Origin of the sequence: Bacteroides sp. Phil13, from assembly GCF_001940965.1 — a bacterium.
Classification (GTDB): Bacteria; Bacteroidota; Bacteroidia; order Bacteroidales; family Bacteroidaceae; genus Bacteroides; species Bacteroides intestinalis.
In genome coordinates, this window is sequence record NZ_MSHA01000050.1 from 150366 (window position 1) to 174926 (window position 24561).

The 24561-nt window shown below is 44.2% G+C and carries 20 protein-coding genes and 1 tRNA gene; 18 read left to right on the forward strand and 3 right to left on the reverse strand.

The window, feature by feature from the left end:
• The first annotated feature begins 5 nt into the window (after positions 1 to 5).
• The 14 genes from rsmH to BWI44_RS10065 all read left to right on the forward strand — a co-directional run bounded on the left by rsmH (position 6) and on the right by BWI44_RS10065 (position 17233).
• Positions 6 to 920 (forward strand): 16S rRNA (cytosine(1402)-N(4))-methyltransferase RsmH, encoded by a 915-nt coding sequence (gene rsmH, locus BWI44_RS10000; protein WP_007660745.1) that lies wholly within the window; start codon positions 6 to 8, stop codon positions 918 to 920.
• A 19-nt stretch (positions 921 to 939) separates the two neighbouring features.
• Positions 940 to 1299, forward strand: coding sequence for an FtsL-like putative cell division protein (locus BWI44_RS10005; protein ID WP_021968182.1), 360 nt, complete (start codon positions 940 to 942; stop codon positions 1297 to 1299).
• Positions 1300 to 1351: 52 nt separating this feature from the next.
• Entirely contained in the window at positions 1352 to 3454 is a 2103-nt protein-coding gene (locus tag BWI44_RS10010) for a PASTA domain-containing penicillin-binding protein (RefSeq protein ID WP_115502408.1), read from the forward strand.
• Between the two features lie 33 nt (positions 3455 to 3487).
• Positions 3488 to 4936 (forward strand): UDP-N-acetylmuramoyl-L-alanyl-D-glutamate--2,6-diaminopimelate ligase, encoded by a 1449-nt coding sequence (locus BWI44_RS10015; RefSeq protein WP_007660748.1) that lies wholly within the window; start codon positions 3488 to 3490, stop codon positions 4934 to 4936.
• A gap of 75 nt (positions 4937 to 5011) precedes the next feature.
• Positions 5012 to 6280, forward strand: a complete 1269-nt coding sequence (gene mraY / locus BWI44_RS10020) for a phospho-N-acetylmuramoyl-pentapeptide-transferase (protein WP_007660749.1) — start codon at positions 5012 to 5014, stop codon at positions 6278 to 6280.
• Between the two features lie 135 nt (positions 6281 to 6415).
• Positions 6416 to 7750, forward strand: coding sequence for a UDP-N-acetylmuramoyl-L-alanine--D-glutamate ligase (gene murD, locus BWI44_RS10025; RefSeq protein ID WP_195208699.1), 1335 nt, complete (start codon positions 6416 to 6418; stop codon positions 7748 to 7750).
• A 22-nt stretch (positions 7751 to 7772) separates the two neighbouring features.
• On the forward strand, positions 7773 to 9050 hold the full coding sequence (locus tag BWI44_RS10030; RefSeq protein ID WP_007660755.1) for an FtsW/RodA/SpoVE family cell cycle protein: 1278 nt from the start codon (positions 7773 to 7775) through the stop codon (positions 9048 to 9050).
• An 11-nt stretch (positions 9051 to 9061) separates the two neighbouring features.
• Positions 9062 to 10219 carry an undecaprenyldiphospho-muramoylpentapeptide beta-N-acetylglucosaminyltransferase gene (murG, locus tag BWI44_RS10035; protein WP_286813169.1) on the forward strand — a complete coding sequence of 386 codons (1158 nt, stop codon included), beginning with the start codon at positions 9062 to 9064 and terminating at the stop codon, positions 10217 to 10219.
• A 10-nt stretch (positions 10220 to 10229) separates the two neighbouring features.
• A complete protein-coding gene (murC, locus tag BWI44_RS10040; RefSeq protein ID WP_138290900.1) occupies positions 10230 to 11609 on the forward strand; it encodes a UDP-N-acetylmuramate--L-alanine ligase in 1380 nt (459 codons plus the stop codon).
• A 53-nt stretch (positions 11610 to 11662) separates the two neighbouring features.
• Positions 11663 to 12403 (forward strand): cell division protein FtsQ/DivIB, encoded by a 741-nt coding sequence (locus BWI44_RS10045; protein ID WP_007660758.1) that lies wholly within the window; start codon positions 11663 to 11665, stop codon positions 12401 to 12403.
• Positions 12404 to 12512: 109 nt separating this feature from the next.
• A complete protein-coding gene (ftsA, locus tag BWI44_RS10050; RefSeq protein ID WP_007660759.1) occupies positions 12513 to 13937 on the forward strand; it encodes a cell division protein FtsA in 1425 nt (474 codons plus the stop codon).
• A gap of 20 nt (positions 13938 to 13957) precedes the next feature.
• Complete coding sequence (ftsZ, locus tag BWI44_RS10055; RefSeq protein WP_007660760.1) at positions 13958 to 15277, forward strand: cell division protein FtsZ; 1320 nt, start codon at positions 13958 to 13960, stop codon at positions 15275 to 15277.
• Between the two features lie 54 nt (positions 15278 to 15331).
• Entirely contained in the window at positions 15332 to 15781 is a 450-nt protein-coding gene (locus tag BWI44_RS10060; RefSeq protein WP_021968176.1) for a GatB/YqeY domain-containing protein, read from the forward strand.
• Between the two features lie 201 nt (positions 15782 to 15982).
• Positions 15983 to 17233 carry an acyloxyacyl hydrolase gene (locus tag BWI44_RS10065; RefSeq protein WP_007660762.1) on the forward strand — a complete coding sequence of 417 codons (1251 nt, stop codon included), beginning with the start codon at positions 15983 to 15985 and terminating at the stop codon, positions 17231 to 17233.
• 188 nt (positions 17234 to 17421) lie between these two features.
• Here BWI44_RS10065 and recO read toward each other — a convergent pair whose 3' ends face one another.
• Positions 17422 to 18159: a DNA repair protein RecO gene (gene recO, locus BWI44_RS10070; protein WP_044534480.1), complete on the reverse strand. Its 738-nt coding sequence runs from the start codon at positions 18157 to 18159 to the stop codon at positions 17422 to 17424.
• A gap of 286 nt (positions 18160 to 18445) precedes the next feature.
• Here recO and BWI44_RS10075 point away from each other — a divergent pair.
• From BWI44_RS10075 to gyrB, 3 genes are all read left to right on the forward strand, one after another.
• Positions 18446 to 18517, forward strand: a tRNA-Glu gene (locus tag BWI44_RS10075).
• A gap of 39 nt (positions 18518 to 18556) precedes the next feature.
• Complete coding sequence (rpsT, locus tag BWI44_RS10080; protein WP_007660764.1) at positions 18557 to 18811, forward strand: 30S ribosomal protein S20; 255 nt, start codon at positions 18557 to 18559, stop codon at positions 18809 to 18811.
• Between the two features lie 210 nt (positions 18812 to 19021).
• Positions 19022 to 20983 carry a DNA topoisomerase (ATP-hydrolyzing) subunit B gene (gene gyrB / locus BWI44_RS10085; RefSeq protein WP_007660765.1) on the forward strand — a complete coding sequence of 654 codons (1962 nt, stop codon included), beginning with the start codon at positions 19022 to 19024 and terminating at the stop codon, positions 20981 to 20983.
• Positions 20984 to 21158: 175 nt separating this feature from the next.
• Here gyrB and BWI44_RS10090 read toward each other — a convergent pair whose 3' ends face one another.
• Positions 21159 to 21740: a DUF3109 family protein gene (locus BWI44_RS10090; RefSeq protein ID WP_007660767.1), complete on the reverse strand. Its 582-nt coding sequence runs from the start codon at positions 21738 to 21740 to the stop codon at positions 21159 to 21161.
• 69 nt (positions 21741 to 21809) lie between these two features.
• Positions 21810 to 23324, reverse strand: coding sequence for a 2,3-bisphosphoglycerate-independent phosphoglycerate mutase (gpmI, locus tag BWI44_RS10095; protein ID WP_007660774.1), 1515 nt, complete (start codon positions 23322 to 23324; stop codon positions 21810 to 21812).
• A gap of 273 nt (positions 23325 to 23597) precedes the next feature.
• Here gpmI and BWI44_RS10100 point away from each other — a divergent pair, with 273 nt between their 5' ends.
• Positions 23598 to 24524, forward strand: coding sequence for a magnesium transporter CorA family protein (locus BWI44_RS10100; protein WP_007660776.1), 927 nt, complete (start codon positions 23598 to 23600; stop codon positions 24522 to 24524).
• Positions 24525 to 24561 lie beyond the last annotated feature (37 nt).

Here is a 24561-nt window from a genome sequence, read left to right on the forward strand (position 1 = left end):
GATGAATGGGAAATGAAGAGTTGACATATCATGTACCGGTGTTGTTGATGCCGAGTGTGGACGGAATGAATATCCGGCCGGATGGAACGTATATAGACGTTACCTTCGGAGGTGGAGGGCATTCACGGGAAATACTGTCACGGCTGGGAGACGGCGGACGGTTACTGGGATTCGACCAAGACGAAGATGCGGAACGGAACATTGTGGATAATCCGCACTTCACTTTTGTACGCAGCAACTTCCGATATCTGCACAATTTTCTACGTTATCACAACATCGAGGAAGTAGATTCAATACTGGCTGATCTGGGTGTATCCTCCCATCACTTCGATGATAGCGAAAGGGGATTTTCGTTCCGCTTTGACGGTGCACTGGATATGCGCATGAACAAGCGTGCGGGGGATACTGCAGCAGATATCATAAACAACTATGATGAGGAACGGTTGGCTGACATCTTTTACCTATACGGTGAATTAAAGAACAGTCGCAAACTGGCATCTGTAATTGTGAAAGCACGTGCCGGACAGAAGATTACAACCATCGGTGAATTTCTGGAAGTCATTAAACCGCTTTTCGGTCGGGAACGGGAGAAAAAAGAACTGGCTAAAGTTTTTCAGGCACTGCGCATCGAAGTGAACCAGGAAATGGAAGCTCTGAAAGAGATGCTATATGCAGCAACCGAGGCTTTGAAACCAGGCGGACGATTGGTAGTAATTACCTACCATTCACTGGAAGACCGGATGGTAAAGAATATCATGAAAACCGGAAATGTGGAAGGTAAAATGGAAAAGGATTTCTTCGGAAATGTACAGACTCCATTCCGGTTGGTTAACAATAAAGTGATTGTACCGGACGATGCGGAAATAGAACGGAACCCGAGATCGAGAAGTGCAAAACTGAGAATAGCAGAGAAAAAGTGATGGTAAGATAATGAAGGATATGGAAGAAAAACAGGTAAACGAAAAAACAGAGAAAGCGAAGAAAGCCAAAAATCGCACATCTCTGAAAAACATTATTGGTGGCGACATTCTGGCTACGGATTTTTTTCGCCGTCAGACGAAGTTGCTCGTAATGATAATGCTGCTGATTATATTCTATATACACAATCGTTATGCTTGCCAGCAGCAAATGATAGAGATTGATAAATTGAAAAAAGAGCTGATTGACATCAAATACGATGCTCTTACCCGTAGTTCAGAATTAATGGAGCGGAGCCGGCAGTCACGTATCGAAGAGTATATTGCAAGTAAAGAGAGTGACTTGCAGACATCCACTCATCCACCGTATTTGATTAAGTAATTATAGAATCATTAAATTGTAGACAGATTTGGCAGTAAATAAGAAAAATATCATGACCCGCTACTTCTTTGTAGTCCTCGTAATGGGATTGCTGGGAATAGCTATTGTCGTTAAAGCCGCAGTCATCATGTTTGCGGAGCGACAGTATTGGCAGGATGTAGCCGACCGTTTCGTGAAAGAAAACGTGACGGTAAAGCCTAATCGTGGTAACATTCTTTCATCCGACGGCAAACTGATGGCAAGTTCCCTGCCCGAATATCGTATATACATGGACTTCAAGGCAGGAGGAGAAACCAAGGACACGATGTTGGTGAACCACATGAATGAAATATGTGAAGGGTTACATAAGATATTTCCTGATAAGAGTGCAGCTGAGTTCAAGTCACACTTACAGAAAGGGCGTAAAAAAGGTAGCCGGAACTATCTGATTTATCCGAGACGTATTTCATACATCCAGTACAAAGAAGCCAAGCGTCTGCCTGTTTTCAATCTGAACAAATACAAAGGCGGTTTCCACGAACAGGTATATAATCAGCGTAAAAAGCCGTTTGGCTCCTTGGCAGCCCGTACACTGGGTGACCTCTATGCAGATACTGCACAGGGGGCAAAGAATGGTATCGAACTGGCTTTTGACACTCTGCTGAAAGGACGTGACGGTATCACGCACCGCCAGAAAGTGATGAATAAATACCTGAACATCGTAGATATAGCTCCCGTAGATGGCTGCGACATTATCTCCACTCTCGATGTAGGTATGCAGGATATCTGCGAGAAAGCATTGGTGGATAAGTTGAAAGAAATCAATGCTACTGTAGGTGTAGCCATACTGATGGAAGTGGAAACAGGTGAAGTCAAAGCTATCGTCAACATGATGAAAGCTGGTGACGGCAACTATTATGAAATGCGTAATAATGCCATTAGCGATATGATGGAACCGGGGTCTACATTCAAGACGGCTTCTATCATGGTAGCCCTTGAAGACGGGAAAATTACTCCGGAGACGGAAGTAGATACCGGAAACGGTGTAATGATGATGTACGGTAGTAAGATGAGGGATCATAACTGGCATCGCGGTGGCTACGGGAAGATCAATGTAACCCGTATCCTAGAAGTTTCTTCCAATGTCGGTGTTTCGTACCTAATCGACAAGCACTACAAGGATAATCCTCAAAAGTATGTAGACGGGCTGAAGCGAATGAGCATTGACCAACCACTAAATCTACAAATCTCAGGTGAGGGAAAACCGAATATAAAAGGTCCGAAAGAAAGATATTTCGCCAAGACGACCTTACCATGGATGAGTATCGGTTACGAAACTCAGGTTCCGCCGCTCAACATCCTTACTTTCTATAATGCTATTGCCAATAATGGCACGATGGTGCGTCCTAAGTTTGTAAGAGCCGCTGTAAAAGATGGTGAGGTGATAAAAGAATATCCGACGGAGGTAATCAATCCGAAGATTTGCTCCGACCGCACCTTGACACAAATCCGCGATATTCTGGAAAAAGTGGTATCACAAGGATTGGCGAAACCGGCCGGAAGCAAACAATTCTCCGTAGCTGGGAAAACGGGTACGGCACAGGTATCCCAGGGTTTGGCAGGCTATAAGTCAGGACGGGTGAATTATTTGGTAAGTTTCTGCGGTTACTTTCCGGCAGAAGCACCGAAGTACAGTTGTATTGTTTCTATCCAGAAACCGGGACTTCCTGCCTCAGGTGGTTTGATGGCCGGTAGTGTATTCGGAAAGATTGCCGAAAGAGTGTATGCTAAAAATCTGCGGTTTGATATCCGCAGTGCAATAGATAGCACAAGCAATGTCATTCCTCCGGTAAAAGCAGGAGAAATGAATGAAGCATTGCAGGTGTTGGATGGGCTGAATGTTCCGGTACAAAAGCAGTTCTCTCCCAAGAAAGGGAAAGAAGCATGGGGACATACGCAGGAGTCCCCTAATGCAGTTATTCTGCAGGCCAAGGAGGGAACAAGCTCAAATACAGTTCCCAACGTCATAGGAATGGGAGCGAAAGATGCTGTTTACTTATTGGAAAGCAAAGGACTGAAAGTCAGAATAAGCGGTATAGGAAAGGTAAAGAATCAATCGATACCGGGTGGTAACCGCGTTGTGAAAGGTCAAACCATAGTTTTGACACTTCGTTAAACTATTAAGAATATACATTATATATAATAAGGTATGATATTAAGTGAATTACTGAAAGCAATACAACCGATACAAATTATCGGAAGTACGGAGACGGAAATAACGGGGGTAAATATCGACTCCCGTCTGGTGCAAGCCGGACATCTGTTCATGGCTATGCGCGGTACCCAGACTGACGGGCATGCTTACATTCCCGCTGCCATTGAGAAAGGTGCCGTCGCAGTGCTTTGCGAAGATGTGCCTGAAGAAAAGAAAGAAGGCATCACCTATATCCAGGTGAAAGACAGCGAAGAAGCTGTTGGTAAAATAGCCACTACTTTTTACGACGACCCAACCTCCAAAATGGAATTGGTAGGCGTAACCGGAACAAACGGAAAAACCACCATCGCTACCTTATTATATAATACATTCCGTTATTTCGGTTACAAGGTAGGACTGATCTCTACAGTCTGCAACTATATAGATGATCAGGCAATCCCAACTGAACATACCACCCCCGACCCCATCACCCTAAATCAGTTGCTGGGACAGATGGCAGACTCCGGGTGCAAATATGTCTTTATGGAAGTAAGTTCACATTCCATTGCCCAGAAACGCATCAGTGGTCTACGCTTTGCAGGGGGAATCTTTACCAACCTGACACGTGACCACCTGGACTACCACAAGACTGTGGAAAACTATCTCAAAGCCAAGAAGAAATTTTTCGATGATATGCCGAAAGGTGCTTTCAGTCTGACTAATCTGGATGACAAGAACGGACTCGTCATGACCCAGAACACACGTTCCAAAGTATATACTTATTCCTTGCGTAGCCTCAGCGACTTCAAGGGCAAAATATTGGAATCTCATTTTGAAGGGATGTTGCTCGACTTCAACAACCATGAACTGGCCGTACATTTCATTGGTCGTTTCAATGCTTCAAACTTGCTGGCAGTATTCGGTGCAGCCGTATTGCTTGGAAAGAAGGAAGAAGACGTACTCGTTGCACTCAGTACCCTGCAACCTGTGGCCGGACGCTTCGATGCTGTACGTTCACCCAAAGGTATCACTGCCATTGTGGACTATGCACACACACCGGACGCTCTCATCAATGTTCTGAATGCCATTCACGGCGTACTCGAAGGAAAAGGGAAAATAATTACTGTAGTAGGTGCAGGCGGCAACCGAGACAAAGGTAAACGCCCCATCATGGCAAAAGAGGCGGCCAAAGCAAGCGATCGTGTTATCATCACTTCGGACAACCCCCGCTTTGAAGAGCCGCAAGATATCATCAATGATATGCTTGCCGGATTGGATAAAGACGACATGCAGAAGACCATCAGCATTGCCGACCGGCGCGAAGCTATCAAAACAGCATGTATGCTGGCGCAGCCCGGTGATGTTATTCTTGTAGCCGGAAAGGGCCATGAGAACTATCAGGAAGTCAAAGGAGTTAAACATCATTTTGATGACAAAGAAGAGTTAAAGGCGATAATGTTTTAAAGTGATAAAGTGGTAGAGTGATATTACTTTAACACATTATCACTTTACCACACTATCACACTAAATAGTTGATTTATGTTATACTACTTATTTCAATGGCTGGACAAATATAACATTCCCGGTGCGGGCATGTTTGGCTATACATCATTCCGGGCTCTGATGGCAATCATTCTCGCATTGCTCATCTCAAGTATCTGGGGTGACCGTTTTATAGACTTGCTGAAACGGAAACAAATTACAGAGACCCAACGTGATGCCAGCATCGACCCGTTCGGAGTGAACAAAGTGGGTGTACCAAGTATGGGAGGTGTCATTATTATTGTGGCCATTCTCATTCCATGCCTATTGCTGGGTAAACTGAGCAATGTCTATATGATATTGATGCTGATTACCACAGTATGGTTAGGATCGCTGGGCTTTGCCGATGATTACATCAAAATCTTTAAGAAAGACAAAGAAGGTTTGCACGGGAAATTCAAAATTATCGGCCAGGTAGGTTTAGGACTGATTGTAGGCCTGACACTTTACCTGAGTCCACAGGCAGTTATCCGCGAGAATATTGAAGTAAAGAAACCAGGACAGGAAATGGAGGTCATCCATGCAGGGCAAGACATTAAGTCCACGCAGACTACGATTCCGTTCTTTAAGAGCAATAACCTGGATTACGCAGACTTTGTGGGTTTCTTAGGTGAGCATGCACAAACTGCCGGTTGGGTTTTATTCGTAATCATTACTATATTCGTAGTAACAGCTGTCAGCAATGGCGCCAATCTGAATGACGGAATGGACGGCATGGCAGCGGGAAACTCAGCAATCATAGGCTTGGCATTAGGGATTTTAGCCTATGTATCGAGCCACATTACGTATGCCAGTTACCTTAACATCATGTATATCCCCGGATCGGAGGAACTGGTAATTTTCATTTGTGCCTTTATCGGTGCATTGATCGGTTTCCTGTGGTACAATGCATATCCTGCACAGGTATTCATGGGCGATACGGGCAGTTTGACGATTGGTGGCATCATTGCCGTGTTTGCCATTATCATACACAAAGAGTTACTTATACCTATTCTTTGTGGAGTGTTCCTGGTAGAAAACTTGTCCGTCATCCTGCAACGATTTTATTACAAAGCCGGAAAGAGAAAGGGCGTTAAGCAAAGGTTGTTCAAGCGAACTCCCATTCACGACCATTTCCGTACTTCCATGAGTCTGATAGAACCGGGGTGTACAGTGAAGTTCACAACGCCGACCAAGCTGTTCCATGAATCAAAGATTACAGTCCGCTTCTGGATTGTGACGATTGTATTGGCAGCGATAACAATTATAACATTAAAGATAAGATAATAGAGCTGCCAGCCGCGAGCTACAAGCTACAAGTGCTCGCTACTGGTTGCCGATAAATAACAAACTTGTAGCAACTGCCAACTCCAGCCACTTACTGGTAGCTAGTAGCTGGTAGCCTGTAACTTTAAAGAATATATGAGTAGAATTGTAGTATTAGGAGCCGGAGAGAGCGGTGCAGGTGCTGCCGTACTCGCCAAAGTGAAGGGTTTCGACACATTCGTATCCGACATGTCCGCCATCAAAGATAAATATAAGGAAGTGCTGGATAAGTACGGCATTGCCTGGGAAGAAGGACAGCATACGGAAGAATTGATTTTGAGTGCGGATGAAGTGGTGAAGAGCCCCGGTATTCCCAACGACGCTCCGATGATACTGAAACTGAAAGAGCAAGGTACGCCTGTTATCTCTGAGATAGAGTTTGCGGGACGCTATACCAATGCAAAAATGATATGTATTACCGGTTCAAATGGCAAGACCACTACCACCTCACTTATTTACCACATTTTCAAAAGTGCAGGTCTGAATGTGGGATTGGCTGGTAACATAGGTAAAAGTCTTGCCTTGCAGGTAGCCACAGACCAACATGATTATTATGTGATTGAGCTCAGCTCTTTCCAACTGGATAATATGTATAAGTTCCGTGCCAATATTGCCGTGCTGATGAACATCACACCCGATCATCTGGACCGTTACGACCATTGCATGCAGAATTATGTGGATGCAAAATTCCGCATCACACAGAACCAGACACCTGAAGATGCTTTCATCTTCTGGAATGATGACCCCATCATCAAGCGGGAACTGGACAAGCATGGACTACGAGCCCATCTTTATCCATTCTCTGCAGTAAAAGAAGATGGAGCCATAGCTTATGTGGAAGACGGCGAAGTTGAAATCAACGAACCCATCGCCTTCAATATGGAGCAGGAGAAACTGGCCCTGCAGGGTACGCATAATTTATACAATTCTCTCGCCGCAGGTATCTCAGCCAATCTTGCCGGAATAGAGAAAGAATATATTCGTCGGGCATTGTCTGACTTTAAAGGTGTGGAACATCGCCTGGAAAAAGTTGCAACTGTACGTGGCGTGGAATTCATCAATGACTCTAAAGCCACAAACGTAAATTCCTGTTGGTACGCCCTACAGAGTATGAAGACGAAAACCGTGCTTATTCTGGGAGGAAAGGATAAAGGTAATGACTATACGGAAATAGAGGATTTAGTACGCGAGAAGTGTTCAGCCTTAGTCTATCTGGGACTGCACAATGAGAAGCTACATGACTTCTTTGATCGCATGGGATTGCCCGTCGCTGATGTACAAACCGGCATGAAGGACGCTGTAGACGCAGCATTCCGTCTGGCCAAAAAGGGTGAAACCGTATTACTCAGTCCTTGCTGTGCCAGTTTCGACCTTTTCAACAGCTATGAAGACCGGGGCGATCAATTCAAAGAGTGTGTGAGAAAATTATAGAACACATTACCACATTAAATTTATGGATTTATTAAAAAGCATATTCAAAGGTGATAAGGTAATCTGGATTATATTCCTTTTCCTTTGCCTCATTTCTATCGTAGAAGTGTTCAGCGCTGCGTCTACCCTGACGTATAAAAGCGGTGACCACTGGGGGCCGATTACACAGCACAGCATCATCTTGATGGTGGGTGCCGTAGTAGTGGTGTTTATGCACAATATCCCCTACAAATGGTTTCAGGTATTTCCTGTATTCCTGCTTCCACTATCCGTGGTACTGCTGGCCCTCGTTATGATGATGGAACGCATTAACGGTGCTGCACGCTGGATGACCTTCATGGGGGTTCAGTTCCAGCCTTCGGAAGTAGCCAAAATGGCTGTCATCATCGTTACCGCCTTTATTCTTTCGAAAGGACAGGACGAAGATGGGGCCAGCCCGAAAGCTTTTAAACGTATCATGATTATCACAGGTATTATTTGTCTGCTGATTGCCCCGGAAAACCTCTCGACGGCAGCACTGCTCTTCGGAGTGGTTTATCTGATGATGTTCATCGGGCGAGTGGCAATGAAAAAATTATTAATACTGGCAGGCGGCCTGGCTGGAGTAGCAATTATAGGTGTGACATTCCTTGTACTGACCAAGAATAGCGATTTACCATTCCTGCACCGTTTCGACACATGGCGTGCCCGTATTGAGAAGTTTACAAATGACAATGAGGTACCTGCTGCCAAATTCGATATAGACAAAGATGCTCAGATAGCCCATGCACGTATTGCCGTAGCTACGAGTCACGTTGTAGGCAAAGGACCGGGTAACTCGGTACAGCGCGACTTCCTGAGTCAGGCTTTCTCTGACTTTATCTTTGCTATCATTATCGAAGAATTGGGATTGATAGGTGGAGCTTTCGTCGTATTCCTTTACGTCTGTCTGCTGATACGAGTCGGGCGTATTGCGAAAAAGTGCGAACGAACATTCCCTGCTTTCCTTATAATAGGAATTGCACTACTACTTGTATCGCAAGCTATATTCAACATGATGGTAGCAGTAGGATTGGCCCCGGTAACCGGACAGCCGCTTCCGCTTATCAGTAAAGGTGGTACTTCTACACTTATCAACTGTGCTTATATCGGCATGATACTGAGTGTGAGCCGCTATACCGCCAGACTGGAAGAGCAGAAAGAACACGATGCTTTGATACCCATGCAAGTAGAAGTACCTGCCGAAGAGACGAATAGCGATGCACAAACAGCCGCAGAACCGACGGCAAAGGTATTGAACAGTGATGCTGAATTTGAATAAAAATAAGATATATGGAAACAAAAAATAACAGACCACGCATCATCATCAGTGGTGGAGGTACAGGAGGGCATATATTTCCCGCAGTATCTATCGCCAACGCCATCAAGGAACTGCGCCCTGATGCAGAAATCCTCTTTGTAGGTGCAGAAGGACGAATGGAGATGCAACGTGTGCCCGATGCAGGATATAAAATTATCGGTCTGCCTGTAGCAGGTTTCGACCGTAAGCGCTTATGGAAGAACTTTGCAGTAATTATCAAGTTATTGCGTAGCCAATGGAAAGCACGTCGTATCCTGAAAGAATTTAGCCCGCAGGTAGCAGTAGGTGTAGGCGGATATGCCAGTGGTCCTACATTAAAAGTAGCGGGCATGATGGGAGTCCCTACTTTGATACAAGAGCAGAATTCTTATGCAGGAGTGACAAATAAGTTGCTTGCACAGAAAGCATGTAAAATCTGCGTAGCATATGATGGAATGGAGAAATTCTTCCCCGCAGATAAGATTATCATGACAGGGAATCCTGTACGCCAGAACCTGTTAGCAAATAAACAGAGCCGCGAAGAAGCTGTAAGCTCTTTCGGCTTCAATCCGGAGAAGAAAACAATATTGATACTGGGTGGTAGCTTGGGGGCACGTACCATCAATCAGACCCTCATTGCTGCACTGGATACGATAAAAGTAAACGGCGACATTCAGTTCATCTGGCAAACGGGAAAAATATATATCCAGCAAGTCAAAGATGCTATTACTACCGCAACGGGCGAAGCTATACGTAATCCACGGATTTCTGCCATCCCGAATCTGTATGTAACGGATTTCATCAAAGACATGGCAAGTGCATATGCAGCTGCCGACCTCGTCATTTCCCGTGCAGGTGCCGGTTCTATCTCTGAATTCTGCCTGCTGAACAAGCCGGTCATCCTGGTGCCTTCACCAAATGTGGCAGAAGACCATCAGACTAAAAATGCACTGGCACTGGTAGATAAGAAAGCTGCTATTTATGTGAAAGATGTAGATGCTATGAAGCATCTGATTCCTGTGGCTCTTGAAACTGTCACAGATGCCGAGAAGCTGAAAACATTGAGCGAGAACATCGCTAAATTGGCTTTGCCGGATTCGGCAACCATTATTGCAAAAGAAGTATTAAAACTGATAAATAACGATAAGTGATAAGTGTATTATGAATATAGAAAATATAAAATCCGTATATTTCGTTGGTGCCGGTGGCATCGGTATGAGCGCCCTGATACGCTACTTCTTATCAAAGGGAAAGCTCGTTGCCGGTTACGACCGTACCCCAAGCGAACTAACCGAACACCTGATTGCAGAAGGAGCACAGATACATTACGAAGAGAATGTGGATCTGATTCCTGAAGCCTGCAAGAATATGGAAAGCACTTTGGTAGTGTATACTCCAGCTGTTCCGCAAGAGCATGCCGAGTTAGTATATTTCCGTAACAATGGTTTCGAAATTCAAAAACGGGCACAGGTTTTAGGAACGATCACACATAATAGCAAAGGCTTGTGCGTAGCCGGTACACATGGTAAAACAACTACCAGTACAATGACAGCGCATCTGCTTTACCAATCACACGTAGGTTGCACTGCATTCCTCGGAGGCATCTCCAAGAATTATGATACTAACCTGTTATTATCACAGTCCAGCCCATACACTGTGATTGAGGCAGATGAATTTGACCGCTCATTCCACTGGTTATCACCTTACATGAGCGTAATAACTGCTACAGACCCCGACCATCTGGATATTTATGGCACAGAAGAAGCCTACCTGGAAAGTTTTCGTCATTATACGACGCTTATCCAGCCGGATGGTGCACTCATTATACACAAGGACATCGCTTTGAAACCTGATGTGCAGGCCGGTGTAAAAGTCTATAGTTACGCCCGTACCGAAGGAGATTTCCACGCAGAGAATATCCGTATCGGAAATGGTGAGATCTTTATCGATTTTATTGCACCCGACACGCGTATTAATGATATCCAACTGGGTGTTCCCGTCAGCATCAATATAGAGAATGGCGTAGCAGCCATGGCACTCGCCCACCTCAACGGTGTGACAGACGAAGAGATCAAGCAAGGTATGGCAAGTTTCCGTGGAGTAGACCGTCGTTTCGATTTCAAGGTCAAGAATGACAAAGTCGTATTCCTGAGCGACTATGCCCATCATCCCGCCGAAATAGCACAGAGTGTGAAATCCATTCGTGATCTGTATCAGGACAAGAAGATTACAGCTATCTTCCAACCACATCTCTATACCCGCACGCGCGATTTCTATAAGGAATTTGCCAACAGTTTGTCGTTACTTGACGAAGTCATTCTCGTAGATATCTACCCGGCACGTGAGCAACCAATTCCCGGTGTCACCAGCCAATTGATATACGATAACCTGCGACCGGGCATTGAGAAATGCATGTGTAAGAAAGAGGATATACTGGAACTCTTATCTCAAAAGCAGATTGAAGTTCTGATAACTTTAGGTGCCGGAGATATAGACAACTACGTCCCTGAAATCACAAAGCAATTGACAATTGATAATTAACAATTGACAATTGACAGTTAATAGTTGAATAATGATAATTAGATAGTTGATACATGTTTAAAAGAATTCTATTGTCTATCGTCCTACTGCTCGTCATCGCCTATCTGGTGGTAGCTCTCTCGGCTTTCAACCGGAAGCCTGCCGGACAGGTGTGCAATGACATGGAATTGGTTATCAAAGATACCGTCTATGCAGGTTTCATCACCAAAAAGGAAGTGGCTGACATATTGGAGAAGAAAGGGATTTATCCTGTTGGTAAACCAATGGATCGCATCCGTAGTAAAACGCTGGAACGGGAACTTGCCAAACATCCGCTTATCGATGAAGTGGAATGCTACAAGACTCCCAGTGGCAAACTTTGCGTAGAAGTCAGTCAACGTATCCCTATCCTGCGAGTGATGAGTGCGAACGGGGAGAACTACTATCTGGACAATAAAGGTACTGTGATGCCACCCGATGCAAAGTGCGTTGCACACCTTGCCATAGTGACCGGAAGAGTAGAAAAGTCGTTTGCCATGAGGGATTTATATAAGTTTGGTGTATTTTTGCAGAATAATAAGTTCTGGGAAGCACAGATTGAACAGATACATGTGCTGTCGGACAAAGACGTGGAACTGGTGCCTCGCGTAGGCGACCATATTATCTATCTTGGGAAGTTGGATGGTTTTGAGCGTAAACTCGAACGGATGAAAGCTTTTTATGAAAAAGGTTTAAATCAGGTAGGATGGAACAAATATTCCCGCATTAGCGTTGAATTTAGTAACCAGATTATCTGTACAAAGCGAGAGAACTAATGTACGATTTGACGATGTCGGACGTACGATTAATATCAGACGTCCCCATACATTGATTTACAGAGTAATCTTAATCGTAAATAGAAAATTGTAAAATAGGAATATATTTATGGCAACAACAGAATTTATCGCCGCTATCGAGTTGAGTTCTTCCAAGATTTCCGGTATCGCAGGAAAGAAGAACAGTGACGGAAGCATACAAGTGCTGGCTTATGCGCGTGAAGATGCCGCTTCTTTTATCCATAAAGGAGTCATCTACAACATTGATAAGACCGCACAGGCTCTGACTTCCATCATCAACAAGCTGGAAAGCCAGTTGAACAACTCCATTGCCAAAGTATACGTAGGCATTGGCGGACAGTCTTTGCGCACGGTAAAGAATGCGGTAAGCCGTGTGCTGGAAGAGGAAGGGATTATCTCACAAGAGTTGGTAGACGCTATCAGCGACGAAAACCTCGAAGTCCCCCTGATGGACATGAGTGTGCTGGATGTCGCCCCGCAGGAATATAAAATAGATAATAACCTTCAAGCCGACCCGGTAGGTGTGGCAGGCAAGCGTATCACGGGAAACTTCCTGAATATTGTGGCCCGTGCTTCACTTAAGAAGAATCTGGAACACAGCTTTGAACAGGCTAAAATAGAAATAGCCGACCTGCTGATCGCTCCGATAGCATTGGCGAATGCCGTGCTGACGGAAAGTGAGATGCGTTCGGGTTGTGCATTGGTGGATTTCGGTGCAGATACAACGACTGTATCGGTTTATAAAAATAACATGCTCCGCTTCCTCAGTGTATTGCCACTGGGTGGAAACAATATTACCCGTGACATCACTGCCCTGCAAATGGAAGAGGCCGAAGCTGAACAACTGAAAAAGAAGTACGGCGATATGCTCTATGAAGAAGAGGAAACAGAGACACCCGCAGTCTGCACTTTGGAAGACGGTCGCAACATCGAACTTAACGTATTGAATGATATCATCGATGCACGCGCCGAAGAAATCCTTGCCAATGTATGGAACCAGCTTCAATTGTCAGGATACGAGGATAAACTATTATCCGGTATCATTTTCACCGGTGGAGGTGCCAACCTGAAAAACCTGGAAGAAGCATTCCGTAAACGTAGCAAGGTTGAGAAAGTGAAGACCACCAAATTTGTTCATAGCAGCATCCACGGCTTCAATGATGTGCTGAAGAAAGACTGTATGCAGAATACTTTGCTCGGACTGCTTGCTGCCGGAAATGAAAACTGCTGCCTGCAAGAGATGAAACCCGCCGTTACGACTACTGCTACTCCTACACAACCCGTCGATATGTTCGGCGATGACGAAGCCCTGAAAGAACAGGAAGCTGCCGCCCGCGCTGCCAAGGCCCAACGTGAAAAAGAAGAGAAAGAACGCCGTGAACGGGAACGTAAGGAGAAAGAGCGTAAAGAGAAAGAAGAGAAAAAGAAAAAGAAGAAAGAAGGTCCCAGCTGGTTTGAAAAGACCTTCAACAAGCTTTCCAATGAAATTTTCTCGGATGACGATTTGAAATAAACTCAATAAAATAAGGAACTATGGACGATATAGTACAATTCGATTTCCCGACAGACTCACCGAAGATCATCAAAGTGATTGGTGTAGGTGGTGGTGGTGGTAACGCCGTGAACCACATGTACCGGGAAGGCATACACGACGTGACGTTCGTTCTGTGCAACACAGACAACCAAGCGTTGAAAGAGTCTCCCGTCCCCGTAAAATTGCAACTGGGGCGTTCTATCACCGAGGGACTAGGTGCCGGAAACCGTCCCGAACGTGCCCGCGAAGCCGCCGAAGAAAGTAGTGAAGAAATCAAAGCGCTACTGAACGACGGTACAAAAATGGTATTCATCACTGCCGGAATGGGTGGCGGAACAGGTACGGGCGCTGCTCCCGTCATAGCCCGCATAGCCAAAGAAATGGACATCCTTACGGTCGGTATCGTCACCATACCTTTCATCTTCGAAGGTGAAAAGAAGATTATCCAGGCACTGGACGGTGTGGAGCGTATCGCCCAACATGTAGATGCTCTACTGGTTATCAATAACGAACGCTTGCGTGAGATATATTCCGACCTTACGTTCATGAATGCTTTCGGCAAGGCAGATGATACATTGTCTATCGCTGCCAAAAGTATTGCCGAGATTATCACCATGCGCGGAACAGTGAACCTTGACTTTGCAGATGTGAAAACCATCCTCAAAGATGGTGGTGTGGCTATCATGAGTACCGGTTTCGGCGAAGGTGAAAGTCGTGTGACCAAAGCTATCGACGATGCCCTGCACTCTCCGTTACTGAACAACAACGATATCTTCAATGCCAAGAAGGTGATGCTGAACGTATCCTTCTGCGAAAGTTCCGAGCTGATGATGGAAGAAATGAACGAGATTCACGAGTTCATGAGCAAATTCCGCGAAGGTGTAGAGGTGATCTGGGGTGTGGCTATGGACAACACATTGGAAGGCAGAGTTAAGATTACCGTACTTGCCACCGGTTTCGGTGTGGAAGATGTTCCCGGTATGGACAGCGTACTCGAAAAGCGCAGCCAGGAAGAGGAAGAACGCCAGCTTCAACTTGAAGAAGAAAAAGAGAAGAATAAAGAGCGTATCCGCAAAGCCTATGGTGAAAGTGCCAGTGGCATCGGTAGCAAAAATATCCGCAAACGTCGCCATATCTATATCTTCAACCCGGAAGACTTGGACAACGCCGACATTATCAGTATGGTAGAAAGTTCACCGACGTATCTGCGCGATAAGAGTACTTTGAGTTCTATCAAAACCAAAGCCGCCACCGAAGGGCAGATAGCTACGGAAGAAGCACAGGGAAGTGAAGGCCTGGGAGGTGTGATAACCTTCTAAGTTACAAAGCGACTTCAATTATTAAATGTAAATGGTAAAATAACAAATAGCATTATGGATTTATTTGAAAGAGTCAGCGAAGACATTAAAACCGCAATGAAAGCCAAAGACAAAGTGGCTCTCGAAACACTGAGAAATATCAAGAAAGTATTCCTGGAAGCAAAAACGGCTCCGGGAGCTAACGATACTCTGACTGACGACGCTGCATTGAAAATTATGCAGAAGCTCATGAAACAAGGCAAAGATGCAGCTGAAATATACATCCAGCAAGGTCGCCAGGACTTGGCAGACGAAGAGCTGGCACAGGTAAAGGTGATTGAGGTCTATCTGCCCAAACAAATGTCAGCTGAAGAACTGGAAGCTGCCTTGAAAGAAATTATTGCTGAAACAGGTGCTACCAGTGGTAAAGATATGGGTAAGGTAATGGGGGTTGCTTCCAAGAAACTTGCCGGACTTGCCGAAGGACGTGCCATTTCTGCCAAAGTAAAAGAATTGCTGGGATAATCTCCTGTTTTGTCCCCGTCATTGCCCGTGTTTTCGGGAGACAGAAGAAGACAAATCAACTTCTATCTCCCAAAAACACGGCTTCTTTTTGCATTTTATTGAGTATCATAATTTTTAATTCAAATACTATCGTTATATTTGCCACGCATTTTAAGGGAATATCCCCGCATAATAATAAAACTAGAATTCTGGCACAATATCATGAAAAGCAATATAAAGATATGGAAATTAATAGTCCTTGTGGGGACAATGTTTTTCTTGTCTGACGTTGCTCATGCAAAGAACCGGGCACAAGATAGTATACCGGGATACAAGCCGGATACAGGTTACTTCGCCAAACGCTTTATTCACAGACTGGGAGTAGAATACCGCCCGGGATACATTTTCCAGACCAGTTCTTTTCTGGCAGGAGATAACTCACAATGGAAGCCTTACGAATGGGGTTATTCAGCCCACTTGAAATATTCATTCCAATTTAAGCCCAATACTTGCGCCGACCGGATTTATGGTAGCGCCTATCAAGGTATAGGCTTAGGCTATTACGATTTCGGAAACAAAGAAGAATTAGGAAATCCGATTGCCATTTACCTCTATCAGGGAGCACGTATTGCCCGTATTACTTCGCGACTATCACTCAATTACGAATGGAACTTCGGCTTATCTTTAGGATGGAAACCGTACGACGAATACACCAATCCTCACAATAGTGTCATCGGTTCGAAGGCAAATGCCTATATCAATGCGGGCATACAATTCAACTGGATGGTTTCACGGGAAATCGACCTGGTTGCCGGAATTACGGGTACCCATTTCTCCAATGGCAATACTAAATTTCCCAATGCCGGCCTCAATACAATGGGCTTAAAAGTAGGGGTTATCTACAACTTCAACAGACCTAAAGATGCGCTCACCAAGCCTCTATACCAAGCTCCCATTCCAAAGTTCTCACGATACCTCAGCTACGACTTAACCCTGTTCGGCTCATGGAGACGGAAAGGCGTATGGGTAGGAGAAGGGCAAATTGCTTCACCGGATGCTTATACCGTACTTGGTTTCAATTTCGCCCCCATGTATAACATCGGATATAAATTCCGCACAGGTGTATCATTGGATGGTGTATATGATGCCAGTTCCAATGTCTACACCATCCCCGGGAACGGCAATGAATGCTACAAACCTTCATTGGAAAAACAGTTAGCTTTAGGTATTTCCGGACGCGCAGAATATGTAATGCCCTACTTCACAGTAGGTGTGGGCATAGGAGCCAATGTACTGCACGGTGGCGGTGACCATAAAGGTATCTACCAGGTATTGACACTCAAAGTGGAGATGACCCGCAGTTCTTATCTGCACATCGGGTATAACCTGAAGAACTTCAGTGACCCGAATTATCTGATGATGGGTATCGGCTTCCGCTTCAATAACAAGTATCCTACCTTTCACAGAAGATAAAACGCACCATGTCCAAAGGGCTTCCCCACATCCCCAACACATCTCTTGCACATTCCTGCTTAATCTCACGCAAAAGATAGCATCTTTTACATCAAAAGGTGGCATGTTATGCTACAAAAGATGGCATCTTTTACAGCGAAAGATGGTATCTTTTGCATCACAGGTCAGTAAAATATGCAGGAAAGGGTTTATTGTTCCGCGTCAAAGAGCTCCTTCAACACCTCAAGAGACTTTAATACGGGAAAGTCAGGCAAGTGGAGGCGATAATATTCATTCATTATTGTAAGGCAGCGAGTACGTTCGGCGCGGTTCATGGCAAAGAGATGCATTGTTTCATAATTCATGCGCATCAGCATTATCAACCGTGAGGCTTCCTCCGGAAGTATATAAGAAGAATGGAGTTGCGGTCGCAAAGGAGTAAAACAAGCATTCATCATATCAAAATAATCGCCTTTTTGATAATCTTCCAGATTAGGATATAATCCCAGGAAGCGGGATAAGCGCATCAGAAATACCAAATGGAAGTTGGCAAAATTATCACGGCACTCATCCAGCCAAATAATAGAATGCTGCAAATAAGCAAACAACGGACGGTTTTCAGCCTCCTCACGCACTGCCCGATAAAGAAATTCCGCCAGGAAAAGTGCAATGGAAGACTTATACGGATCATAAGGAATAGAAGAAAACGGATAGAAAGACTTCGCTTCCGTTATCTTATATATACTGGCATTCGGACGGAAATCAGCTTCCAGTTCCACTAAAGCCAATGGTTGGAACAATACCGGTTTCACCGCCGCCTTTCGCGAACGGGGAATCTTTACGATGAACGAAGCACGCCCGACCACCTCTGTATAAATGTCTGCAATAAGGGAAGTATCGTTATATTTCAGGGTATGCAGCACAATCCCCAGCGTTTTCTGTAACATCCGCACTTACTATTTTGGTTTCAATCCGGTAACAAAACTACGAAAAAAGACGGAAACAGCAGGGATAAAACACGGATAAATAAAAAAATGCAGGCAGACAAGTAAAAAAATGAAAGTTTTTATCCTACTGACATTCAGGCAATAAGCCGCAAATATTAGAATAATCCCGACATATTCCTTTGTTTTTTTCTCATGATTATTTTGCCAATTCAAAAATAGTCCCTACATTTGCAACCGCAAACGAGAGATAATCTCTCTGCAAGAGCAGAAATGCTCACCAAAGGATGGCCCGTTCGTCTATCGGTTAGGACGCAAGATTTTCATTCTTGAAAGGGGGGTTCGATTCCCCCACGGGCTACAACTAAAAAAATAAACGAATTAAAAAAGATTAGTCGAGATGGCAAATCACAAATCATCACTGAAAAGAATCAGACAAGAAGAAACTAGAAGACTTCACAACAGATATTATGGTAAGACCATGAGAAATGCTGTTAGAAAGCTTCGTTCTACAACCGACAAGGCAGAAGCTACTGCAATGTATCCGGGTATAACTAAGATGTTGGACAAATTGGCTAAAACCAATGTGATCCACAAGAACAAAGCAAGCAACTTGAAGTCTAAGTTGGCTCTTTACATTAATAAGCTAGGATAAGCTAATTAATATTACACAAAAGAAATATTGGAAGGTTGGACTTTTAAGTCCGACCTTTTCTGCGTATGGCATATTTATATCCCCTATTCCAAACACCTTCCGGAAGAAGCTAAAAAGCTGTAAACGAATGAAATTTATCACGCAGTTTAGTTTCGCATCTTACGAATTTTCACTATATTTGCTCTGTTATTTGAATAAGGAAATTAGATTATGACTGAAGAACAGATTAACTCCAATAGCGGGAACTATTCAGCCGAAAACATCCAGGTTCTGGAAGGTTTGGAAGCCGTTAGAAAGCGCCCCGCAATGTATATTGGTGACATTAGTACGAAAGGACTTCACCACCTGGTTTATGAAGTTGTGGACAACTCTATCGACGAAGCTCTCGCCGGCTATTGCGACCACATTGAAGTAACCATCAACGAAGACAACTCTATCACCGTACAAGACAACGGACGTGGTATTCCGGTTGACTTCCACGAAAAGGAACAGAAGTCAGCCCTGGAAGTAGTTATGACCGTACTGCATGCCGGTGGTAAATTCGATAAGGGTTCTTACAAAGTATCAGGCGGTTTGCACGGTGTAGGTGTATCCTGTGTAAACGCTCTGTCTACCCACATGACTACACAGGTTTTCCGCAATGGAAAGATCTACCAACAGGAATATGAATGCGGCCATCCGTTGTATCCGGTGAAAGAAATTGGCACAAGTGATATTACAGGTACGCGTCAGCAATTCTGGCCGGATAACACAATCTTTACTGATACCGTTTATAATTACGAAATCCTTGCCACCCGTATGCGTGAACTGGCTTACTTGAATGCAGGCATCAAGATCACGCTGACCGACCTTCGCGTAAAAGATGAAGAAAACAATGCCAAAATGGAAATTTTCTATTCGGAAGAAGGTTTGAAGGAATTCGTTCGCTACATCGACTCTTCCCGCGAACACTTGGTGAATGATGTTATCTACATCAACACTGAGAAACAAGGCACACCGGTGGAAGTGGCTATCATGTACAATACTTCTTATAACGAAAACATCCACTCATACGTAAACAATATCAATACCATTGAAGGTGGTACGCACCTTGCAGGTTTCCGTCGTGCACTAACCCGTACGCTGAAGAAATATGCCGATGATAACAAGATGTTGGAGAAAGCTAAAGTGGAAATTGCAGGTGATGACTTCCGTGAAGGTCTGACGGCTGTAATCTCCATCAAAGTGGCAGAACCTCAGTTTGAAGGGCAGACCAAAACAAAGCTCGGAAACAGCGAAGTGATGGGAGCCGTAGACCAAGCTGTAGGTGAAGCTCTGAACTACTACCTGGAAGAGCATCCGAAAGAAGCGAAAATGGTGGTAGACAAAGTGATTCTAGCTGCCCAGGCACGTGTTGCCGCACGTAAGGCGCGTGAGTCCGTGCAACGTAAATCACCGATGTCCGGTGGCGGTATGCCGGGTAAGCTGGCCGACTGTTCAAGCAAGGATCCCGAGGAATGTGAATTGTTCCTTGTCGAGGGTGACTCGGCAGGTGGTTCGGCAAAGCAAGGTCGTGATCGCAGATTCCAAGCTATTCTGCCGCTTCGCGGTAAGATTCTGAATGTGGAAAAGGCCATGTGGCATAAAGCGTTCGAGAGTGATGAAGTCAACAATATTATTCAGGCTCTCGGCATCCGTTTTGGCGTAAATACTGAGGACAGCAAGGAAGCAAATATCGATAAATTGAGATATAAGAAAGTGATTATCATGACCGATGCCGACGTCGATGGTTCTCATATCGACACACTGATCATGACGCTCTTCTTCCGCTACTTCCCGCAGGTAATCCGCAACGGGTACTTGTATATTGCCACTCCGCCACTCTATCTCTGCAAAAAAGGCAAAGTGGAGGAATATTGCTGGACAGACCAACAACGTCAAAAATTTATCGACACTTATGGTGGTGGTTCAGAAAGTGCCGTACACACACAACGATACAAAGGTTTGGGTGAAATGAACCCGGAACAGTTGTGGAGCACGACCATGAACCCCGAAAACCGTATGTTGAAACAGATAAGCATTGAGAATGCTGCTGAAGTAGACTACATCTTCTCCATGCTGATGGGCGAAGATGTTGGTCCACGCCGTGAATTCATTGAAAAGAACGCAACGTATGCAAATATAGATGCGTAAGAAAAAAACAGTGACTAATGATTAACAATTAGTGATTAGTCACTGAATAACACGTTTTATTAACCAACCTCACATCTTACAACGAAGAAACGCCGGACGGACAGGAAAATCCTGTTGCCCGGCGTTTTTCTTTTCACCCCACGAGATAGAAAAATCCGCCTCATTCCACACTATCTTAAAGCATATTCTGCTTCTTCATTTCTTCTGCCACCAATTCCAGTTCTGCATACCAGTCTTCACCGAATTTGCGTATCAACGGCTCTTTCAGGAACTTATATACCGGCAGATTCTTCTTCCGTCCTAACAATACAGCGGCTTTGCATACATCCCAACGGTTATAGTTCACCGCCTTATACCCCCCATAGTTCCCTACCCTAATTGGATACAGATGGCAGGATACAGGTTTATAAAAATCTGTCTTGCCTTCCCTATAAGCCTTCTCAATAGCACAATAACAACATCCTTTCTCATCATAGCAAGTAAAGACACAATCTTTATTATTAACAATAGAGGTTACCAGATCACCTTCGCAATCGGTATAAACAACCCCTTGCTTCTCTAATATGACATGCGCTTCGGGCGAGAGTTCATCCCAAATTACCGGAAGTACTTCTTCCAGTTTTTCAATCTCATCCAATTCGACGGGAGCACCGGCATCGCCTTCAACGCAACAGGCACCCTTACAAGCATTCAGATCACAAAGGAACTTCTCACGCAGCACATCAAAACTCACCACTACATCACCTATCTGTATCATCTTCAATCTAAGATTAGAAAAGATAAAGGCGGAGTACACCCCCGCCTTTACTTATATAATTATAACTATTTACTTAATCAAGTCTTTTCCTGTCATTTCAGCCGGCTGTGCCATACCCAGAATGTGAAGGATAGAAGGAGCAACATCTGCCAAAACACCATTCTCTACTTTAGCATTCTTATTCTCCGTTACATATACAAAAGGAACCGGATTCAAAGAGTGAGCCGTATTCGGAGTACCATCTTCGTTCAGTGCATGATCTGCATTGCCGTGGTCAGCAATGATGATAACTTCATAATCGTTAGCTTTAGCTGCTTCTACTGTATCTTTCACACATTCATCGATAGCTTTCACTGCTTTTTCAATGGCGTCATAGATACCAGTATGTCCTACCATATCACCATTCGCATAGTTCACAACGATGAAATCAAACTTCTGAGTGTTGATAGCTTCCACTAATTTATCCTTTACTTCATACGCACTCATTTCCGGCTTCAAGTCGTAAGTGGCTACTTTCGGAGACGGAACCAGGATGCGTTCTTCAGCATCGTACGGAGTTTCACGACCACCGTTAAAGAAGAAAGTTACGTGAGCGTACTTCTCTGTTTCAGCAATGTGCAATTGAGTTTTGCCTTGAGCTGCCAGATATTCGCCCAATGTATTCTGAACATTTTCTTTATCGAAAAGGATATGTACACCCTTGAATGATGCATCATACGGAGTCATGCAATAATATTGCAAGCCCGGAATAGCATGCATACCCTGTTCAGGCATATCCTGTTGAGTCAGCACTACTGTCAACTCTTTTGCACGGTCGTTACGATAGTTGAAGAAGATAACTACATCACCTTCTTTAATAGTTCCATCGAAGTTACCATTTACAATCGGCTTGATGAATTCATCCGTTACACCTTCGTCATAAGACTCCTGCATAGCCTGAACCATATCAGTGGCAACTTTACCTTCACCGTTTACCAGCAAATCATAAGCTACCTTCACACGTTCCCAACGTTTATCACGGTCCATTGCATAGAAACGGCCTACAATAGAAGCAATCTTACCTGCCGACTTTTCACAATGTGCAGTCAGTTGCTCAATAAAGCCCTTGCCGCTCTTCGGGTCAGTATCACGACCATCCATGAAACAATGAACGAATGTATTGTCAACACCATATTCTTTAGCAATATCACAAAGTTTGAATAAGTGGTCGAATGAGCTGTGAACACCACCATTGGAAGTCAATCCCATAAAGTGAATATTCTTACCGTTTTCTTTAGCATAAGAGAAAGCAGAAACGATTCCCGGATTCTTCATAATGCTATTGTCGGCACATGCGCGGTTAATCTTCACCAGGTCCTGATATACGATACGTCCTGCACCGATATTGAGGTGTCCGACTTCCGAGTTACCCATCTGACCATCAGGCAAACCAACATTCTCACCGCTTGCCTGAAGCTGTGAATGAGGATACGTAGCCAGCAGACTGTCCCAGTACGGAGTAGGTGTATTGAAAATCACATCGTCTTTACCCTGATCGCCGACACCCCAGCCATCAAGAATCATTAAAAGGGCTTTCTTACTCATAATATTAATTGATTTTAAATGTACAATCTTTAACCTCTGCAAAAACGTTCTTTGAAGAAAGAGCGATTTTTTCGGCTGCAAAGGTACAAAAAAGCATGGTTAAAGCGTACTGTTTCAAATGATTTATGTACTTTTGCCACGCTTTAAAAAAATAAAAAACAAGAAATATGGACGATTCAAACCCACGAACGTGCAACAGTATTTATAATTAAAGCGAACGGAGACGTTGCTCGCAATGCCTCGGTTCGTCCCTAAAGAAAGGAGGCTATTACGATGAGAACGTATCTTTACTCTGAAGCCGGCTTTATAGAAAAGCCACAATGGATGCCCAATAGCTGGGTAAATGTTGAATGCCCTGATGACAATGACTTTGACTTTCTCACACAGGAACTGAAAGTTCCCGAATCATTTTTAGAAGATATCGCTGATGCGGACGAACGTCCGCGTACAGAAACAGAAGGTAATTGGTTACTGACTATTCTGCGTATCCCTATGCAGAGCAGCCAGCATGGTATTCCTTTTATCACTGTGCCCATAGGCATCATTACCAATAATGAAATTATCGTATCGGTATGTTATCATAAGACCGAACTTATCTCTGATTTCATCCAGCATACACGTCGCAAAGGTATCGTAGTCAACAATAAACTGGATTTAATCCTACGGATGATTTACTCTTCCGCAGTTTGGTTTTTGAAGTACCTGAAGCAAATTAATAATGACGTTGCCAATGCGGAAAAAGAACTGGAAAAGAGTATCCGCAATGAAGACTTGCTTCGCCTGATGAAGTTACAGAAGACTCTTGTCTACTTCAATACCTCCATCCGTGGTAATGAAGTGATGATCGGTCGCCTGAAGAATATCTTTCAGGACACCGATTATCTGGATATGGAACTATTGGAAGATGTAATCATCGAATTAAAACAGGCATACAATACTGTAAATATCTATAGTGATATCCTTACAGGAACAATGGATGCTTTTGCTTCTATTATTTCCAATAATGTCAACGCCATCATGAAACGTATGACGAGTCTCTCCATCACGCTTATGATACCCACACTGATAGCCAGTTTCTATGGTATGAATGTGGATATTCATCTGGATGGTTTCCCGTATGCTTTCATATTCATTATCTTAATCTCTGTAATCCTATCGGCAGGTACATTTATCTGGTTCAGAAAGATCAAGTGGTTCTAACAATCCATCCAAGTATTTTCATCTCTTTCGGTCATTT

Bases quoted from the DNA above. Each gene is read 5' to 3' on its own strand.
- BWI44_RS10045 (WP_007660758.1), top strand. From the start codon at position 11,663: ATGTTTAAAAGAATTCTATTGTCTATCGTCCTACTGCTCGTCATCGCC.
- BWI44_RS10010 (WP_115502408.1), top strand. From the start codon at position 1,352: ATGACCCGCTACTTCTTTGTAGTCCTCGTAATGGGATTGCTGGGAATA.
- gpmI (WP_007660774.1), bottom strand. From the start codon at position 23,324: ATGAGTAAGAAAGCCCTTTTAATGATTCTTGATGGCTGGGGTGTCGGC.
- murD (WP_195208699.1), top strand. From the start codon at position 6,416: ATGAGTAGAATTGTAGTATTAGGAGCCGGAGAGAGCGGTGCAGGTGCT.
- gyrB (WP_007660765.1), top strand. From the start codon at position 19,022: ATGACTGAAGAACAGATTAACTCCAATAGCGGGAACTATTCAGCCGAA.
- murC (WP_138290900.1), top strand. From the start codon at position 10,230: ATGAATATAGAAAATATAAAATCCGTATATTTCGTTGGTGCCGGTGGC.
- murG (WP_286813169.1), top strand. From the start codon at position 9,062: ATGGAAACAAAAAATAACAGACCACGCATCATCATCAGTGGTGGAGGT.
- ftsZ (WP_007660760.1), top strand. From the start codon at position 13,958: ATGGACGATATAGTACAATTCGATTTCCCGACAGACTCACCGAAGATC.
- BWI44_RS10015 (WP_007660748.1), top strand. From the start codon at position 3,488: ATGATATTAAGTGAATTACTGAAAGCAATACAACCGATACAAATTATC.
- BWI44_RS10090 (WP_007660767.1), bottom strand. From the start codon at position 21,740: ATGATACAGATAGGTGATGTAGTGGTGAGTTTTGATGTGCTGCGTGAG.
- rpsT (WP_007660764.1), top strand. From the start codon at position 18,557: ATGGCAAATCACAAATCATCACTGAAAAGAATCAGACAAGAAGAAACT.
- BWI44_RS10060 (WP_021968176.1), top strand. From the start codon at position 15,332: ATGGATTTATTTGAAAGAGTCAGCGAAGACATTAAAACCGCAATGAAA.
- ftsA (WP_007660759.1), top strand. From the start codon at position 12,513: ATGGCAACAACAGAATTTATCGCCGCTATCGAGTTGAGTTCTTCCAAG.
- BWI44_RS10065 (WP_007660762.1), top strand. From the start codon at position 15,983: ATGAAAAGCAATATAAAGATATGGAAATTAATAGTCCTTGTGGGGACA.
- rsmH (WP_007660745.1), top strand. From the start codon at position 6: ATGGGAAATGAAGAGTTGACATATCATGTACCGGTGTTGTTGATGCCG.
- BWI44_RS10100 (WP_007660776.1), top strand. From the start codon at position 23,598: ATGAGAACGTATCTTTACTCTGAAGCCGGCTTTATAGAAAAGCCACAA.
- BWI44_RS10030 (WP_007660755.1), top strand. From the start codon at position 7,773: ATGGATTTATTAAAAAGCATATTCAAAGGTGATAAGGTAATCTGGATT.
- BWI44_RS10005 (WP_021968182.1), top strand. From the start codon at position 940: ATGGAAGAAAAACAGGTAAACGAAAAAACAGAGAAAGCGAAGAAAGCC.
- mraY (WP_007660749.1), top strand. From the start codon at position 5,012: ATGTTATACTACTTATTTCAATGGCTGGACAAATATAACATTCCCGGT.
- recO (WP_044534480.1), bottom strand. From the start codon at position 18,159: ATGTTACAGAAAACGCTGGGGATTGTGCTGCATACCCTGAAATATAAC.